Origin of the sequence: Paenibacillus agilis (assembly GCF_007786455.1) — a bacterium.
Classification (GTDB): domain Bacteria; phylum Bacillota; class Bacilli; order Paenibacillales; family Paenibacillaceae; genus Paenibacillus_B; species Paenibacillus_B agilis.
Map to the genome: position 1 here is coordinate 191465 of NZ_VNJK01000003.1, position 16580 is coordinate 208044.

General features: G+C 37.1%; 18 protein-coding genes. 14 read left to right on the forward strand and 4 right to left on the reverse strand.

The features are described 5' to 3' along the window. Positions 1-747: 747 nt before the first annotated feature. Positions 748-1800: a D-alanyl-D-alanine carboxypeptidase family protein gene (locus FPZ44_RS19820; RefSeq protein WP_186786155.1), complete on the forward strand. Its 1053-nt coding sequence runs from the start codon at positions 748-750 to the stop codon at positions 1798-1800. 157 nt (positions 1801-1957) lie between these two features. On the opposite strand, the gene FPZ44_RS19825 is transcribed toward FPZ44_RS19820, so the two are convergent. Then, positions 1958-3832: a bifunctional metallophosphatase/5'-nucleotidase gene (locus FPZ44_RS19825; RefSeq protein ID WP_144993103.1), complete on the reverse strand. Its 1875-nt coding sequence runs from the start codon at positions 3830-3832 to the stop codon at positions 1958-1960. A gap of 392 nt (positions 3833-4224) precedes the next feature. Between FPZ44_RS19825 and FPZ44_RS19830 the strand changes: the two genes are divergently transcribed. From FPZ44_RS19830 to FPZ44_RS19860, 8 genes are all read left to right on the forward strand, one after another. Then, complete coding sequence (locus tag FPZ44_RS19830; RefSeq protein WP_144993106.1) at positions 4225-4707, forward strand: hypothetical protein; 483 nt, start codon at positions 4225-4227, stop codon at positions 4705-4707. Between the two features lie 223 nt (positions 4708-4930). Beyond that, positions 4931-6208, forward strand: a complete 1278-nt coding sequence (locus FPZ44_RS19835) for a helix-turn-helix domain-containing protein (RefSeq protein ID WP_186786156.1) — start codon at positions 4931-4933, stop codon at positions 6206-6208. Positions 6209-6849: 641 nt separating this feature from the next. Next, the gene (locus tag FPZ44_RS26940; protein WP_261378438.1) at positions 6850-6975 is read left to right on the forward strand and encodes a hypothetical protein; all 126 of its coding nucleotides are present in this window, start codon (positions 6850-6852) and stop codon (positions 6973-6975) included. Positions 6976-7222: 247 nt separating this feature from the next. Then, entirely contained in the window at positions 7223-7408 is a 186-nt protein-coding gene (locus FPZ44_RS19840) for an aspartyl-phosphate phosphatase Spo0E family protein (RefSeq protein ID WP_144993111.1), read from the forward strand. Next, the gene (locus FPZ44_RS19845) at positions 7409-8017 is read left to right on the forward strand and encodes an SMI1/KNR4 family protein (RefSeq protein ID WP_144993114.1); all 609 of its coding nucleotides are present in this window, start codon (positions 7409-7411) and stop codon (positions 8015-8017) included. Between the two features lie 480 nt (positions 8018-8497). Next, entirely contained in the window at positions 8498-9238 is a 741-nt protein-coding gene (locus tag FPZ44_RS19850; RefSeq protein WP_144993117.1) for a hypothetical protein, read from the forward strand. Positions 9239-9311: 73 nt separating this feature from the next. Further along, a complete protein-coding gene (locus tag FPZ44_RS19855) occupies positions 9312-9734 on the forward strand; it encodes a hypothetical protein (RefSeq protein ID WP_144993120.1) in 423 nt (140 codons plus the stop codon). 380 nt (positions 9735-10114) lie between these two features. Further along, positions 10115-10588 (forward strand): hypothetical protein, encoded by a 474-nt coding sequence (locus FPZ44_RS19860; protein WP_144993123.1) that lies wholly within the window; start codon positions 10115-10117, stop codon positions 10586-10588. 172 nt (positions 10589-10760) lie between these two features. Here FPZ44_RS19860 and FPZ44_RS19865 read toward each other — a convergent pair whose 3' ends face one another. Beyond that, positions 10761-11084 (reverse strand): hypothetical protein, encoded by a 324-nt coding sequence (locus FPZ44_RS19865; protein WP_144993127.1) that lies wholly within the window; start codon positions 11082-11084, stop codon positions 10761-10763. A gap of 275 nt (positions 11085-11359) precedes the next feature. Between FPZ44_RS19865 and FPZ44_RS19870 the strand changes: the two genes are divergently transcribed. The 4 genes from FPZ44_RS19870 to FPZ44_RS19885 all read left to right on the forward strand — a co-directional run bounded on the left by FPZ44_RS19870 (position 11360) and on the right by FPZ44_RS19885 (position 14073). Further along, positions 11360-11926, forward strand: a complete 567-nt coding sequence (locus tag FPZ44_RS19870; RefSeq protein WP_144993130.1) for a hypothetical protein — start codon at positions 11360-11362, stop codon at positions 11924-11926. Between the two features lie 45 nt (positions 11927-11971). After that, positions 11972-12322, forward strand: coding sequence for a hypothetical protein (locus FPZ44_RS19875; protein WP_144993133.1), 351 nt, complete (start codon positions 11972-11974; stop codon positions 12320-12322). Positions 12323-12419: 97 nt separating this feature from the next. Beyond that, on the forward strand, positions 12420-12890 hold the full coding sequence (locus tag FPZ44_RS19880; RefSeq protein ID WP_144993135.1) for a hypothetical protein: 471 nt from the start codon (positions 12420-12422) through the stop codon (positions 12888-12890). Between the two features lie 766 nt (positions 12891-13656). Then, positions 13657-14073, forward strand: a complete 417-nt coding sequence (locus FPZ44_RS19885) for a hypothetical protein (RefSeq protein WP_144993138.1) — start codon at positions 13657-13659, stop codon at positions 14071-14073. 758 nt (positions 14074-14831) lie between these two features. Here the strand turns inward: FPZ44_RS19885 and FPZ44_RS19890 are convergent. Further along, a complete protein-coding gene (locus tag FPZ44_RS19890; protein ID WP_144993141.1) occupies positions 14832-15131 on the reverse strand; it encodes a hypothetical protein in 300 nt (99 codons plus the stop codon). 111 nt (positions 15132-15242) lie between these two features. On the opposite strand from FPZ44_RS19890, the gene FPZ44_RS19895 reads away from it, so the two are divergent. Then, a complete protein-coding gene (locus tag FPZ44_RS19895; protein WP_144993144.1) occupies positions 15243-15614 on the forward strand; it encodes a VOC family protein in 372 nt (123 codons plus the stop codon). An 86-nt stretch (positions 15615-15700) separates the two neighbouring features. Here FPZ44_RS19895 and FPZ44_RS19900 read toward each other — a convergent pair whose 3' ends face one another. Continuing rightward, entirely contained in the window at positions 15701-16378 is a 678-nt protein-coding gene (locus FPZ44_RS19900) for a DUF6273 domain-containing protein (protein ID WP_144993147.1), read from the reverse strand. Positions 16379-16580 lie beyond the last annotated feature (202 nt).

Below are 16580 nucleotides of genomic sequence, written 5' to 3' on the forward strand. Positions count from 1 at the left end.
CGGGTATTACGGCAATTATGCAGTTATTTTCGGTCATTTTTCCGTTTAAGGCCTATTTCTTCTAAAAAGCCTGCACTTTTGTCGCAAATGTCTCAAATTATGCATGTTTCTGCCCAATTAACTGCATTTTTGCGGATATTCAGATTGCAGCGTTTTAAGAAGCTGATAGCTAGTTAGGGAAAAGTCTTTGATAGCCAGCATGTAGTTTTTTTCTAGTTTTCTAGATTACACTCAAGCTAGGTCTCTAGTTACCTGCTAATTCTCTTGTTGTTGATTGGTAGTTGGTTTTGAATGTTCACTTCGTTGTCTTTGTTTACGTTTACTTCGTCTGTAGAACACAATTATGACATTATGCAAAAAGATAACAAAGCTCATAGGTACTAGCCAAACCAAGGCTTCATTGTGATTGGCTAGTAAAAAGGAATTTCCGATTAGGGAAGCCGTAATCACAATATTGAGAGATATCTCTTTTGGAGTGATATTGCTTCTATAAACATGGTATGTGCAATAAACAGCCGTCCATGAATAAGCCACTATAATCACTGAAGTTAAAAATGTTACATTCATACAAGCAATCTCACTTTCTGTTAGGAAGGTTTACTTACTAGGGCACATGCTGGGCTCCCCTATCTTCAAGCTGCTCCTGTTGATCCTTCATCTTCATCTTTTCTTCATACATTCGCAAATGTTCAATCATGTCTGTTCGTTATGATTGCCTACATAAACGTATCGGTCAGGGGAGAGGACATGATGAACGATTCTAGAAATGGTTCGATGAACCGTCCAATGAATGATTCCAAGGAGACTGCTGCATCAGCAGTTTCATATACAGCGCCATCGACTGTTTCAGCAACGGAGTACAATAAGCGTAACATATTCATTGGCACGACCCTTATTATCATCGGGTTGTTGTGGTTATTCACACTGGTCAGCGAACCGATACAAAAGGCGTATGCCGCTGCAAATGAGTTCTTCTGGGTGTCTACCAATGAACGGGCAATCGCAACGGATCAAATTGCAGCAGAAGCTGCTGTAGTCCTCGATATTCAATCGGATGAAGTGCTATTTTATAAAAACGATAAAATGAAGCTTCCACCTGCAAGCACAACTAAAATGATGACGGCAATGCTTGCTTTGGAAGAAATAGAGTTGAATCAGCGAGTGGTTGTCGGTCCCGAAGTGAATTGGGTGAAGCTAGGTGAGAGCAAGGCGGGGCTTCGTCCAGGACAGCTGCTCACATGGGAAGAGTTGATTGCTGCTATGATGCTGCCCTCTGGCAATGACGCTGCACGCACCATTGCGGTGAATATCGGTATGAAGTATGCAGAAGCGGGAGCAACGAGAGAAGAAGCCTATCATACCTTTGTGGCAAAAATGAATGAGCGTGTACAAGAACTTGGGATGTACGATACGAACTTTGCCAATCCTCATGGCATGGACGAATACGATCACTATAGCACGGCGTATGATTTGGCCACATTGGCGAAAGAAGCAATGAAGGATGAGTGGTTCCGGTACATTGTGAAGCAGGAGGAATTCCAGCTTACTGAAGCCGCAGGCAATGGCAACGCACAAGAAATTATCCGTAATCGCAATCAACTGCTGCAGCCAGAAAGTGAATATTACTATGAAGGAGCTATCGGGATTAAGACAGGATTTACAGATGGGGCGGGCTATTGTTTAGTATCTGCTGCTGAGCAAAAAGATCGGGAGATAATTGTGGTCGTCCTTCATTCTACGAAGGAACAAGTATGGACGGATTCTCACAGCTTGCTGAAATATGGTTTTGATATAAAATAGCCCCCTGTAAAACTCGCACAACATGTGCAGAATTCCGCAGGGGGCCTATTTAATTCAATAGGAAGGGGACGAACGTTTTGATCTCAGTTTATGAGACTCTTATATCTATTGTAGCTGCTCCATGTTACAGCAATATGACATCTTGCTATATATTGGATTACAGCTTCGTGATGCGTCCATCCAACTTCGGTGCAACTTCTTTCTTCGCGATGAGGTAATCTTCAACAACTTCGTACAAAGTTACGCCTGTGTTAAGCGCTTTTTTGCCTTTGAACATCTCATAGCCGTCACCGCCAGCTACGATAAAGTCGTTCGTTGCTACACGGTATTGCTTCGCTTCGTCAATCGCTTTACCCGCTACTTTAACTTCTTTTACGCGGCTGCCTTTAGGAGCTTTCGCATCGAAGGAGAAGGACATTCCGCTAATTTGCGGGAAGCGTCCGCCACCAGCTTCTAGATCAGCTACACCGTTCTCCATTGCTTGGATAAGCTCTTTACCGGAGATTTCAACGACTGCCATTGTGTTAGGGAATGGAAGTACATCGTACAGGTTACGCTTCGTAATGTCGCCGCTCTTAATCGTTGTACGGATACCGCCGCCGTTCGTAATTGCTACGTCAGCTTCGAAGCCTGGGATTGCGCGAGTGCGCTCTAGCATTGCATCTGCAATCATGTTACCCAAGTTTGTTTCTTCCGCGCGAACTTTCGTACGGTCGCCTTCCAACACGTTTGGCGTAGAAGCGATCTTCACGTTCAACAATGCATCGGATTCCTTCTTCAGTGCCTCAACGCGCTTCGCTGTTTCTTCGTCTGCTTTTGTATTTTTATCATATTCAATAAGTCCGCCAGAGAAGTGCACCACTTCATCATTGTGGTAGTAAAGGTCTACACGGCCTAGGGATTTGCTGTACTCCCAGTCTTGTACGATGTATACACCGTTTACAAGCTCAGGCTTGGACAACTTCGTGTGAGAGTGACCGCCGATAATAAGGTCTACACCTTTTACGCTGTTTGCAATCTCACGGTCTGCTTCCAATCCGGAGTGGGACACGATGATTACGTTGTCTGCAAGCTCTTGCAGCTTCGGTACCCATTCTTTAGCCGTTTCAACTGTATTTTTAAAAGTAAGGCCCTTAACGTTATCAGGGTGTGTAACAATTGGTGTTTCTTCTGTTACAAGACCAAGGAACGCAATCTTCTTACCTTCGATTTCTTTAATCACGTAAGGCTTCAACATTGGCTTGCCTGCTGCATCAAATACGTTCGCGCCCAATACAGGGAATTCGAACATTTTAGATACTTTCGTCAATTGCTCATGACCGAAGTCGAACTCATGGTTACCCGCAGTCATCAAATCATAACCTAGTGGGTTCACAAGTGCAGGAACGGATTCACCTTTGGACAAGTTCACATAGATTGTACCTTGGATCATGTCCCCTGCATCGATAAGCATCGTATTCGGGTTCTCTGAACGCATTTCTTTAATTAATGTAGCCATTTTTGCGTAGCCCATTTCCTTGCCGCGCTCATCTTCAACGATATGGCCGTGCACGTCATTCGTATGACCGATTGTCAAATGAACCGTAACTGCCTCGCCTACTGCTTCAATGAAAGCTTCACGAGTAACCGTTTCGCCTTCTGCTTTTAATTCAATACCAGCTTTTTTTGCAACCGCATTCAAAACATCTGCAGATACAGGCTTGTGAAGGGATTTCCACTGCTCTGCGTCAACAATGTTAGCTTGCTTCGCCCAAGTAAGGGAACGTGCAGCCCAACTGCCTTTAACCGCAGGGTCTACTGTTTTTACTGCTGCTTCTTGACCTTGTACACGAGAGAAGATTACAACTGCTTCGATAAGCGTGATGGGACGTTCTAGTGCAAGACCATCTTGTCCACCGTTCACGAATGATTTCTCTTGCATCCAATCGATGTGCTTAACCGGCTCGAGTGGAGCTGCAGAGATAGGTCCCGCCATTACTGTTGTGAGCATAGCAGTTAGAGAAAGTGCAAGTGCAAGTCTTTTGGCAGTCATGGTATTGAATACCCCCTGGAATGATGTATTTAATTATGTTCGTTTTGATTGTATCACGGGCAAGCCCTAGAGAGTAGGCGATATCTGTAAAACGAGCGTTAAATCTGGATGAAATTTATGAATAAAATTGCAAGCGCTGTCAATTGTGTGGTTGGCGACCGATTTAGTATGGACTTTGGAGGGGGAAGTCATGATAGGTTAGGAAATTTTGATGGAAAAATTACATAGTCGGTCAGAGCTTTGGGGTGCAAAATGATTGTAATAGAGTGGTCGAAGTGGCATACTGTCTGCAAAGGAAAACGGAGTTCGTGAATGTTCTCATCCTCAGTTCTAGACTAATGAAGCTAAGGCCGTTGTATGTTCCTTATTCTTAAAGAAGACAAGGAGAAGTTATGAAGCTATTTAAGTTTCTATTTGCTTTATCTATTATTCTGAATATATTTTTGGTTTCATTTTCTTACCTTAGAAATGACGCGAATGAAAAGGCTTTTAATAATGTCTCAACTATGATGATGTCTGATTTTGTTGAATTGGAAAGTGCAATTGACTATCAGATCAAAATGAATTGGACAGATGAAAGTGTTGTTCTAGAAAAAATGGAAGACATTAGAGGAAATCTATATACAATTGAAGTTTTTGGGTCTGGATCAGGTTTGCTGAACCAACAAATGCATAATGATTTAGAAGCTTTTGAGCAGTTTCTATCTCAATATCCTGAATATACGGGTTTCCCAAATGCTGAACTAAGTGAAAAAGAAAGAAGAGAATTAATTCAGCTAAGAGATCAATTGAGGAGAGCTGGTTTGGGAATGAATATGTCCTTTACAGGAGGGTGGGACAGCTTACTTAATTCAATGAAAATAATAATGGAATAATGCTGGATGCGTTCATGGTTATAGAAAGATACATACAACATTGACGTTACTGGAATATTGACAGCATTTACAATAATTTGGTAGTATTCAAATATCCACATCTTCTTCTCTAATCCTCAACTTCATTTGGAATCCCCATCTTAGACTTTTTAATTAACTTCCGTTTAATAATCGTATGTTCAATTTAAAGATTTATCTGTAATACATGAAGGAGAAGGTGAGTATGTTGAGCAGTGTCACTTTATCGTTAGGAGAGCTGATTCATAAATACAGAACCAAGTCTAATGTGAGCCTATCTGAACTAGCGAGAATAACTGAAGTGAGTAAAGGTACACTGTCAAAGCTTGAGAATGGGGAAGTCCAGAAGCCTGAGTACTATAAGCTGCAAGCTGTTACAGACGCACTTGGTATTGCATTTGAAGAATATATTGGCCTCTATATTCAGGCAGAAAAGAGTGCTAGTGCTGTATTACGAATCTTCTCTGAGGCAATTGATCGGAACTGCCCCACAAAGACCGTAGTACATATTGCTGAACGTTATCTGACGATCGCGAAAGGCGAAAGTTATGATGTTATAGCTAAATTTTTTGATATCGCCATTCAAAAAAGTGAAACGACTCTTAAGCTTGAGCTATTGAATTTGCTAATTAAATATTCGCGAAGCCACGGTATTATGCCATACATTGCTAAAGGGCTATTCCAGAAGTACCTCATTGAGAGAAATGACTTTAGTAAACTTCAAGAAACATATCGCTCAGGCAGATATTTATTAGATTATGTTGGCTTTTTAAGTGAAAAAGAAAGTTTGGAGTTGCATTATCGGTTAGCAGTCCATGCACTTAACTTAGAGCAATATAGAGAATCCATTGAGTTAAGCGAGTATGTTATTAAAAATGACATTACGCATAGTGAGTATCGTGCGCATGCTATATTTTGTGCATGTAATTCGCATTATTATCTTAATGAGTTTGGAAAAAGTCGAGCATATCTTAAGGAGTATAGTAAACTTCCCTTTCCATTTATTAGAGATAATGTGAGCCTTATGACAGGCTGTATTAGTGCTCGTAGTGGAAATATCGATATAGGTTTAACTCAATTAGAGGAATATTTAGAAAACCCATCTGAATATAATATTATACATGTTGTTGTAGCACTCACAGATTTGTATATTGCTAAATCCGACTTTGATTCTTTAAGGAAATTGTTTGTATATGAGGAGCAGATGGTTAATTCCCTTGAGGATGCCCGTACAGTTCCGTTTAAACGAGCACAGTTGGCCTACTTTTACAAACTTAAGGGAGACTTTTTAATAGAGAAAGAGGAAAGTTGGAAGGCATACGAGTACTATCGAAAAAGTGCATTGGAATATGCTCAAATATCTTATTATGAAAAGGCATTCAATAGCCTATTATTAATAACAAATTCAACTCTACAGTCGAATAGTGATTTGGATAGAAAAGCTGTTGAAGAGCTGAATTTCGTTTTTAATTTACTTAGTTAATAATTTTCATGGGAGGAGATGGGCGTATGAAGAAGTTAGTGTCTACGATTCCGCTTCTTGTTTTGGCAGTATATTTGTCCCTAGGAGTAGTTAACTTCCATGATGTAGTGTTCCAATTCGGTGGAAGTGCCCCGTGGTAATAAACTAAATACTTGTTTAACAATACTCTAATAGTTTGCGAATGAAAGTCGATCTTAAAGTTAAAAAAGAGGTTTAAAGCCTGTCATCAATAACGGATTTTGTGCTCTTCAAACAGAAGAGGTACAAAAATAAAAGCCATTGAAGAGCTTAATTTTGTCATTAATAACTTAGTTCATAGTATGGAAGGGGATTATCATATGAAAAAGTTGGTAGCTAAGATTCCGCTTCTTGTCATGGCAATGTGTCTGTTAATAGGGGTAGTTCATTTTGGTGATGCTATGATGGCGTCAGGTGGGAGCCCTCCATGGATAAAAAACTAAGTATTCAATTGACAAAGCTTTAATGGTTTATAAAAGAGGGTCGAACTTAAAAATTATGAAGAGTGATTCATATTCTGTAATATGTTTCGACAAATCAAGTAAATGATGATGCGAGTATAAGAGTCAAACGAGAGAGTTAAATCAGTATACTAAGTTTATAATATGGAAGGGGAGTGTCATATGAAAAAGTTAGTAACAAAGATTCCGCTTCTGGTTATGGCAGTATTTTTATCGATAGGTATAATTCATGCAGATGATGTTATTGTGGCATTCACTGGGGGAGCTCCATGGGACATGAAAAACTAAGTACTACTTAATCGAGTTATTATAAATTTATAAATAAAGAAGGTTGATCTTAGGAAGAATGATTATTCTCCTTAAGATCAACCTTCTTTTGTTTCGGAATAAATAGCAAGGTGTTTCGTTCGAAAAAAAATGGAAACCGTTATCAAAAACTCATAGTAACCTATTCTCAGAGAAGAAGAGGATACGGTGTGGCGCCAACACCAACATTGAATGGGGTTCCATTTCACTATGAACTAAGGTGCTAAAAATGACCAAGATTGAAATAATTGAGAAGAAGAGAGTTGAAATGATAAAACTCATAAGTGTATGTGCAAGTCTAACAGATAGTCGGGTGATATTAATCAGTCAACAGCTTGATGAATTGTTAAATGAATACACTTATGAACAAACCCAAATGAGTAGTCATACCATCTTAACTACGGAGGTGTTGTAGTTGAATGAGATTGAACGTATTTTAAATAGTTTCAGGCAAGAGCAAATCAAAATTGCAAATCAAAACTTACATGCAAACAAACCAATCACGTTGTATTCAAACCCGCCAGTAAATGAAGAGTATCTCCTCAAGTTCCAAGAAGACATACAAACGAAGCTTCCATCCGATTATATAGACTTCCTCAAGATAAATGATGGAGCGGTATTATACCCTGATAACAAAAATACTCAATTAGATATATTTTCAGTGTACCTACTTGTGTATGAAAAGGACATGCTTCCAACCTCATCATCGCTTTCGCTACTTCCGTTTGCCCGCTACCAGACCACTACGTTTTATATGGATTTATCCAAGCTGCAATCAAGAAAATACATTGTGTTTAGCTCTTCTACAGGTCATCACTACGACGCGCATATGTGCTTTAAAAATTGGCTGCAAACCATCCTGTCGAACCCAAAGTACTTTAATTCTTATGCTAGTAAGTTTTTTCACTCTCATACTGTCCCATATTACGCAAGCATTCAAGAGCTTGTCGAAATATCTCAAGCATTTGAAATCGATCGAAATAAATGTTCTTCTATAAATTTTAATGGGCACTATAATTTTTAATTATTTCCTTCATGAAATACGGAAAGGGGTGATATACGAAGGGGAAGCGTGGGAGATGTGACATTCATTAAGGAATATAGGTATTACAACTAATAGGTTTTATATATTCTAGTGGACCAGTCACTACACATTCTTTACTTCATTAATTTTTAATATTGAATCAGTGTGGTTTCCTTTATTACAACTTTAAATCTAAGGGGGGATAATGGGCGAAAACATAAAATATGTAATTAAACTGGTGCATGAACCATAAGATTCAACAAACGTATATTTTAGCATCTGTACTAGAAAAGTTATGGTGTAACTGAAAAATTATAAATTAATAAATTGGAAGATTGATCAATATAGATAATGCACGAAAGAAAAATGTGGTATTTACAAATATACTTTTCGGTTATAAACAAAGTAATCGGTAGTATAATCAAGCCATATCTTGATATGCGGAAAACATACCTAATATTTAAAATAAGGAGTGAAAGAATGAAGAAAATATTTAAAATTTTCCTGTCAGTTTCATTTTGTTTATCCGTAATGCTATCCGTAATTTCCCCAGCTCTAGCAACTAGTACTCAAGAAATTTCCGAGAAAGAACTTAAAGATAAGATTATTGTAGAACAGCTAAAAAAAGAAATGGAAGATTCACAAAAAAGTTATCAACAACAGGAGCTTAGATTAGATAGTCAACTAAATGCTTATCACAATCAGGCAGTAGAAGGGTTAACAAAAGAATTAGTAAGAATTCAGTGGAGAAATGGAGTAATTGCACTTGTACTCGCAGGTTTTGAATTGACACCTAGGTTTTTAAGTCACTCCTTAAACGATAATCCGGAAAACCTTTCTTATCCAGCAGGATCACAATATTCGGAAATTGTTCGTAACTCTACTGAATTTAAAAGTTTAATAGCTAAATTCAAATCAAAGCTTCCTTCAAATGGTGATTACTATTCAGAACAACCACATCTTATTTTAAACTCAACTAAAGATCTCTATCTCTCATTGAATAAAGCATCCGTATTAATAGCTGCCGAGAAGGTAAATGGTAGCTGGAAGATCTATACGAGGATTCATGACAAGTATGACTTTGAATATGCTAATTATAATTCATCAAATGGGGTTCCAGCATCTTTTGTAACATTAGTGAATAATTATGCGGTTGCCTCTCAGCAACTAGGTGCAATTGTTCCATATCATATTTCATTTTATATGCAAGATACTAAGTAGAATAACCAAATACAGAAAGGAATGGTTGGCTTATTTTGCTAACCATTCTTCTGTTTAATTAGGAGTTAATAATATGGATAAATTTAAAGTTATAATAATCGGTTTGTGTTTACTTCTTTTGAGTGGATGTGGAGTCCTCGATTACTTTGTAAATGAACATAGAGATAATGATACCAATATTCTTGTGCTATCTAAAGATTATCGATTATTTCGGGCTAACGAAGAGATTCATTATGTCAAAGGTAAGGGCGATAGTGATCCTGTGGTCATAGATTCGGATGTCCTCGAGATAGCTTGGGACGATGCTCATATTTTCTATAAGCGCAGGGATGTAAAATCTAATGTGGAAGAGTATGGGGTATTTAGTGTAGAAACCAAGAATCATATAACTTTTCAAGATGCCAATTCTTTAAAGCAACACCTTGATGATAATGGGATTAAAGAGAAAGTACTTGAAAATGTGGAAGAACTACTAAAGAAAAAGAACGGACTATAGTAACTCAGTTAGGTAGATTAATTTGAATTACGAATAAAAGGTTGGCTACCAGGGAATATCGCATTAGAGCATGCTTTCAAAATGAGTGCTTTATTAGAATATGACAAAAGGATAACTGCCCAATATGCGAGTGTTGTGCCATTAAAAGAAACTTGGTGCTAAACGGTCAACCTATAAAAGATACCCCATACATTAATGATCTACTCTATGCGCTCGCAAATAATCCGGAAAATATACAGATTAACAGTGCCATCGTGAAATTCTTTCTTCAGGAATAAACAGTGAAGAAATTGAGGGGCATACACGTAAATAGCCGACTACTCTGACGAAGTCATTTAGATATATAAATTCTCACCTCAAGTAAGTGAAAAGAGGTCAATATGAAAAAAATCATAATCTTACTGATGTTTTTGTTAACTGTAGGGTGCAGTAATCTTAATGATAACGACCTTAAAGTGTTTTTAGAAAAGGAGAATTTTTCGCCTACACTCACTGAAAAATATGATGACGGCTACCTACTTATTAGAGAAGACGATAAAGATATAACCATGTATTTTCTTAGTGATGAATCTTGGGGGAAATATACATACCTTTATAACTCTTACGCTATTACTGAGCGAGGGGTTTATTTGGGATTACTTAAGGAGGGAAGTATCACTATGCATGTAAGTAATAAAGAATTTGAAAGAGAGGCCGTTGTTTATAGGTTAGAATTTGATGATGGGTCTGAAGCGGAATTTAAATTTGAAAAAGGAAAGAAAACATATAGGATTTTTGATGATCGCATTAAAGAAATGTCATTTAATTTGTATTTTTACAATAAAAGCGGTAAGCAAATATTCAGATTATTATGATTTGATTTTAAAATGACTCAGCTTGCACAGTTAAGCTCATGCAGTTTTTAATACTACTTTATGGATTATGTATGCAACTAATAATCATTATTCTGTGTTTTGAAATAAGGTAAAGCTGCTTCATTAAGAAGAAATCTGACATACCTATCTTTACAGACTCCGTTCATTTTAATTAATTTAGTCTCTCTATTGTATATAAATTAAATACCCCACTGGTATCTTTGGCATAGTGAGCAGTATATGTACGATTAATTTCGATAAGGTTCCACACATTCTTATCCTTAACAAATATTTTCATTTTTTCGATTGGTTTATATTTATCCGGATAAAAAGCAATAATCCAATACTTATCTGGCTCTTCTTTTCCTTTTTCGATTACATTTAGGTTTGAGACTATAGCTGAAATATCTTGTTCTTCGTCTTCTTTATCTGAGCAAGAAGTAATTAAACCTAAAATGATTATGATAAAGAATAGAATATAAATTTTTCTTCTCATGTATCCCGGCTCCTATTCTAACTCTTCAACTTGTGATCACATTTTGGATCCAAAATAGACTCAGAGGTCGATCCGCATCAATGGTTTTATAAGGCTTCTGCTATGTTTTTTCGACATAAGGAAATAATCTCCTTCTTCTTTCTATTGTTGATCATAAAACCATTTTGTTCACTCTTGCTAATATGGCAATAAATAAAGAGCCATTTACATATGACGAAGTCATTACATATATCAATTCTCACCTTAAGTAGTGTGCAGGGAGGGGATGGGCTGAGATGAAATTAGTAAGTAGTAAACAAGGTAAGATTACCGTGCTAATACTATCTTGCTTATTAGTAGTCGCTACATTGAGAATAATGGATGTACCTGTACTGACAATAAACTCAACGGGCGAATTATCGGTTTTTTACGATAACATGCATGAATTATTCAAAGATGCTGACTTAATTGTAGAAGTCGAAATAACGAGTGGAAAATCCTTTGAATATGACGATGTAGCATTTACTCTATCCACAGCAAACATCAGTACCCTTTATAAAGGGACTAATCCAAATATCCAAAATCTCAAAATCTTGGAGACTGGCGGCGTTGTAAACAACATACAGTATACGTTTGAGGAAAATGAGGTATTGAAAAATAATCAAAGAGCTGTGTTGTTCTTGAAAAAATATGTTGGGCCAGTTGTAGAGGGAGAAGCATTTATTATCCTTGGCGAGTATCAAGGTAAATTTGTAATAAATGAAGAAGGGAATATCATTCATTCTAACAGTTATTTATCACAACAACTAAAAGAAATTCAGCATATAAGTCAGCTTCGAAAATTAATTGAATCATGTTGTTGAAATAATGATAGTATCAATGACTGTCATAAGAAGAAGGTGATTATAGTGAAAAGATCTCTTGGTGTAAGTGTTATGCTCTTGGTGTTCCTTACTGCATGTACGAATACAAAAGCCCCGGAGCTCCAAAGTTGGGCTTACTATGTTGTAACGTGGAATAATGGCGTATATAAGATAACAGATGAAAAAGTTACTGAAATTGAAGAGGAAATTGGAACAATTAATATATATTCCACAAATGAAAGTGGAGAAATATCGAATCTATTCTCTAATAAATATAAAGAAGGAACTAAATTATACAAAATTGCAGATTTAGATACTAATGAACATATAGCAGTGTTAGACAATGGAATTTATTATAGATCAGATAGATTGGTCGGTATGAAAACATCTCCTTGATTGAACTGTTGCTGGTATAGATTAATCAAATTTTTGCTCGCCACATTCATTATTAATATGAAAGGTGGCGGTGATCTTTAGGTGAAAAGAGGTCACTATGAAAAAAGTAATAGTCTTGCTGATGTTCCTGTTAACTATAGGGTGCAGTAATCTTGATGAAAATGACCTTAAAGTGTTTTTAAAGAAGGAAAATTTCTCTCCTACACTCACCGTGAAATACGATGATGGCTATCATCTTATTAGAGAAAATGAAAATGAAGTAACCATGTATTTTCTTGAGGGAAAATCAAAAGGTAGATTTATATACTCGCGTAATATTTCCCCAATCCGTAAGTCTGGAATATATATAGGAGGGTTTAAGGCAGGCAGTTTCACTATGTACGTAAGTAATAAGAAGTTGGAAAGTCAAACAGACTATTTCAAAGTTATATTTGAAGATGGATCTGAGAAAGTAGTTACATTTGAGAAAGGTAAGAAAGCTTATAGAATCTTTGATTCTAGAATTAAGAATTTAGAAAATGTTATTGCGTTCTATAATGAAAGTGGGGAGCAAATTTTTAAATACTGAGTACATGAAGTCAGAAAAAAACAGCATTTCTATTTGTAATCGGAGAAATATTTCTCACCTACTTCTGAAAATCAATAATTTTGATAAGGTACATGCATATTGATCCGACTGTGCATACATACCACTCTTTAGGGTAATCCATTGATCATTATTGGCGTCTCTTTTCTCCGGTACACTAATGTGTGACGTAGTTGAAGATATACCATTTTCAAATAATGCATTTATCCAAATCAGATCAAAGACTAGACAAGCTATCAGTAACGTTCTTTTCATATACGCCTCCATATCATTTAATTTTGTATAGTCTACGAGTTATTGTAATCGCTGATGCAACTATTTTCCATTATTTTGCGTTAGAAATGAGGCTATCCACTTCTTAGAAGCAAGTCCACATTCCCACTTCAACAAATCACAATTACACTCAATTGACAACATTCATTAGAGTCTTTTCAAAAATCACTTTTAACAATGAAAGAGTCGCTTTATCATTTCCGTCAGCAGGCAAGAAAATTAAAGATGGATATACAGAGGAGAATGCTTTTGGCTATATAAATGGGTTTATTTTATCATCATATTCTGTGCCCTGTTATTAAGTATATCAAGCCTGGCTATAGCTATCTCTACTGGTGACAATGTATTTCTGGAAGTAATAATTGTTTTACTATGGATCGTGGCCAATGTGTCGCATCTGCATTGGATTTACAAGCATAGACGGGATTCCTAATATATAATCATCTATTCCTTATCCTTATTAGAAGGTGTGTGTATGAAGCAAAACAAGTACATATTGCTAGCACTGGTACCACTTCTTATTTCTGTAGGAGTGAATATTTATCAGTGGGAACGATTACGGATAGCGGATAAAAAATCGGAATATATCAATCGTGACTTTACTGCGGCAATTGGAAGGATTGGAGCGGGTATTGAAGAGGGCAAGCTGCCAGGGACTATCGCATTAGAGTATGCTTTCAAAATGAGTGCTTTATTAGAATACACTACTTACGATAAAAGGATAACTGCTCAATATGCGAGCATTGTGCCATTAAAGCTAAGAGACATGGTGCTAAACGGTCAACCTATAAAAGATGCTCCCTACATTAAAAATCTACTACATACGCTCTCAAATGACCCCGAGAATATAAAGATTAACAATGAAATTATAAAGTTCTTTTTGCAGGAATAAGCAATGTGAAAATAGAGGGGATGCACGTACGTAAGGAGTCTATTACATTGGACGAAGTAATTATATAATTTCGACTATGACAAGAATTGATTAATAACTCCTTTTTAAAAGTGTCTAATTAAACTGGAATATAGAATAATAATTTTTTATGTTGATAGTTACATATAATTGCTTTATATCTATGTAACGGTATGTTACTATACCCGTAGTTGGCTAACTACGGTTTGATATATAAAAGGAATATTACTTTATGAAGCTAGATAAACAATCTACTTGTCTCTCTTTAAGGAGGTTGTTATGAATATCTATTTATTTATAATCTGCATTTCTTCATTAATATTGGTATTATCCATTTATCAAGTGTTGAAAGATAAGTTTAAATACAGAAGTCTTACTAGTATGGGGAATGTTTTCTTTGGACTTGTAACCATTTTTGTAAATCCGGGTTTTAGAGATAACTATCGTGGATTATTTTATTTTTTCTTAGTTGCATTTATTGTTATGGGAATAGTATCAATATATATTTACATCAATTCACCTCGTCATGAGAAATAACAGCCAAAGACTTTTCTATATTTAGTGTTACAACCTTAAGTATTTTCATTATAATCGTTGTCACTACAGCAACTATTCGTCGTAATAACACATAGTTACAACATACGGGGTGTCCAAATGTCCTAGAGACGTAAGGCTCCCTTTTTTTATTTTAGGGGAACAGTTTGTGAGGCGGGTTATCTTAAGGTATCTCAAGTTGTCATTCAAGGTCCGAAAAATATAACTCCGAGCACCATGTACAACGGAAAAGAAAACACGAGCAATCCGTTTAATAGCAGCAACAATAAAGAAGACTTCGTTTTATTCTTCGTTTCTAGAAGAGCTTGCAAAGCCGCCATAGCACCAACAACTCCAACGATGACTGAAGCACAATAAGCGATAAGCTTATAGTAATCACTCCACTGCACAGCGTAGGCCATATACACCACAACGAGAAGGCTCATACCTAGCACGCAAGCAAGTGCGGCAAACAAACGATAATTGATATTTGCTGTTTTGCTCATCGTAGACCTCCTAATAAATAAAAGTAGGTTGTAACGGGTAGGATAGATTCATGATTAATCGGTTAGAGCGTTTAAGTCAGATAATGTGAAAATAGAGCAAAGGAGCATACTATGAGTATAGGGGCGTTTTCTGTAAGTTTAACCGTGAAAGATATTCAGCAATCCAAACAATTTTACGAGAAGCTTGGCTTTCATGCTTTTACCGGAGATATCACACAGAACTGGCTTATTATGCAGAACGGCGATTGTACGATTGGGCTGTTTCAAGGGATGTTCGAGAAAAATATACTGACTTTCAATCCCGGCTGGAATGATAAGACGGAAGAAGTGAATCCATTCAAGGACGTAAGGGCGCTGCAAGAAGAGTTCCGCAATCAAGGAATACCGATCATTGGCGATGCGAATGCAACTCCAGAAGGACCAGGCAGCTTCGTCATTGAAGACCCAGATGGCAATCCTATTCTTATCGACCAGCATAGATAGAGTGGACAAGTTTCTATTTTTACTTAGCATATAGCTAATTTGACGGAGCGTTATCAAGGGAGAGTCCTTGGAACGCTCCGTTTTTATTATGGAAGCTTTATTTTTACAGCGGGGCGCACGCCGTAACAAGCTAAGTTGACGTTCCCATAACTGCGGATGCTGCTACGAGTACCAACAAAATACGCACGCGAAGAGCGACTAGGTTGAGTTCTAAGCCACCACCATGAACAGCCTAATTGTTCGCCATTTTCGATTATATAATTATCTCCGACGGTTTTATCGTACACGTACAAGTTACATCCATCGTTCTTTTTTAGTTTAGCAAATTCAGTTCCTATTGTACCACGCCGCGCACGAAAAGGATCTTCAGCTAGTTTAGCGGTTAGTTCTTGCGCCTCCGGAACACTGAGTAAGAACACTTTGTCTTCCGTATCTGCACTATCCTCTCCGTTGTCGGTACAATGTGTAGTCTTGATGTACTTTTTCTCAGAGTCATCGAAAGCAGCGTGATAGAACTCATTGTTCAGCCATTTTCGCACATCAGAGTCGCGCCATGTAATATCCACATTTTCAGCATAATAGCGCTTGGTATCCAAAATATACTCGCTAAAAAGAAATAGCTCTCCATTTGTATGCTGCAGCACTCGCCACTGTATTGGCGTTCTGTCTGATCCGTCTGCTGCTTGCGGATAAGTGCCGAACGTAATGATTGCACCGGGCTTCGCGCTCTTAAGCGGTGTATTCAATAGATTATCCTTTTCCAAAGAGATGACCTCCTTATTGTTTTAATTTAATCGTACAACATGTATGCAAGTGCTAAGATAGCGTCTGCCTATACTTGAGTTCTCTGAGTGTTAAATTAGAAAGTTTATCAATGTGTCTTAATGTTTTCCTAAAAGGTTGATGCGTAAGGGGATTCGTATACGTGGACCGTTTTGCATTCTAACCGACCACGTTTCTCCGTAT

Coding starts and splice junctions, on each gene's coding strand:
- FPZ44_RS19885 (WP_144993138.1), top strand. CDS start 13,657: ATGAAGCAAAACAAGTACATATTGCTAGCACTGGTACCACTTCTTATT.
- FPZ44_RS19865 (WP_144993127.1), bottom strand. CDS start 11,084: ATGAGAAGAAAAATTTATATTCTATTCTTTATCATAATCATTTTAGGT.
- FPZ44_RS19820 (WP_186786155.1), top strand. CDS start 748: ATGATGAACGATTCTAGAAATGGTTCGATGAACCGTCCAATGAATGAT.
- FPZ44_RS19895 (WP_144993144.1), top strand. CDS start 15,243: ATGAGTATAGGGGCGTTTTCTGTAAGTTTAACCGTGAAAGATATTCAG.
- FPZ44_RS19870 (WP_144993130.1), top strand. CDS start 11,360: ATGAAATTAGTAAGTAGTAAACAAGGTAAGATTACCGTGCTAATACTA.
- FPZ44_RS19860 (WP_144993123.1), top strand. CDS start 10,115: ATGAAAAAAATCATAATCTTACTGATGTTTTTGTTAACTGTAGGGTGC.
- FPZ44_RS19880 (WP_144993135.1), top strand. CDS start 12,420: ATGAAAAAAGTAATAGTCTTGCTGATGTTCCTGTTAACTATAGGGTGC.
- FPZ44_RS19855 (WP_144993120.1), top strand. CDS start 9,312: ATGGATAAATTTAAAGTTATAATAATCGGTTTGTGTTTACTTCTTTTG.
- FPZ44_RS19825 (WP_144993103.1), bottom strand. CDS start 3,832: ATGACTGCCAAAAGACTTGCACTTGCACTTTCTCTAACTGCTATGCTC.
- FPZ44_RS19850 (WP_144993117.1), top strand. CDS start 8,498: ATGAAGAAAATATTTAAAATTTTCCTGTCAGTTTCATTTTGTTTATCC.
- FPZ44_RS19840 (WP_144993111.1), top strand. CDS start 7,223: ATGACCAAGATTGAAATAATTGAGAAGAAGAGAGTTGAAATGATAAAA.
- FPZ44_RS26940 (WP_261378438.1), top strand. CDS start 6,850: ATGAAAAAGTTAGTAACAAAGATTCCGCTTCTGGTTATGGCAGTATTT.
- FPZ44_RS19835 (WP_186786156.1), top strand. CDS start 4,931: ATGTTGAGCAGTGTCACTTTATCGTTAGGAGAGCTGATTCATAAATAC.
- FPZ44_RS19890 (WP_144993141.1), bottom strand. CDS start 15,131: ATGAGCAAAACAGCAAATATCAATTATCGTTTGTTTGCCGCACTTGCT.
- FPZ44_RS19830 (WP_144993106.1), top strand. CDS start 4,225: ATGAAGCTATTTAAGTTTCTATTTGCTTTATCTATTATTCTGAATATA.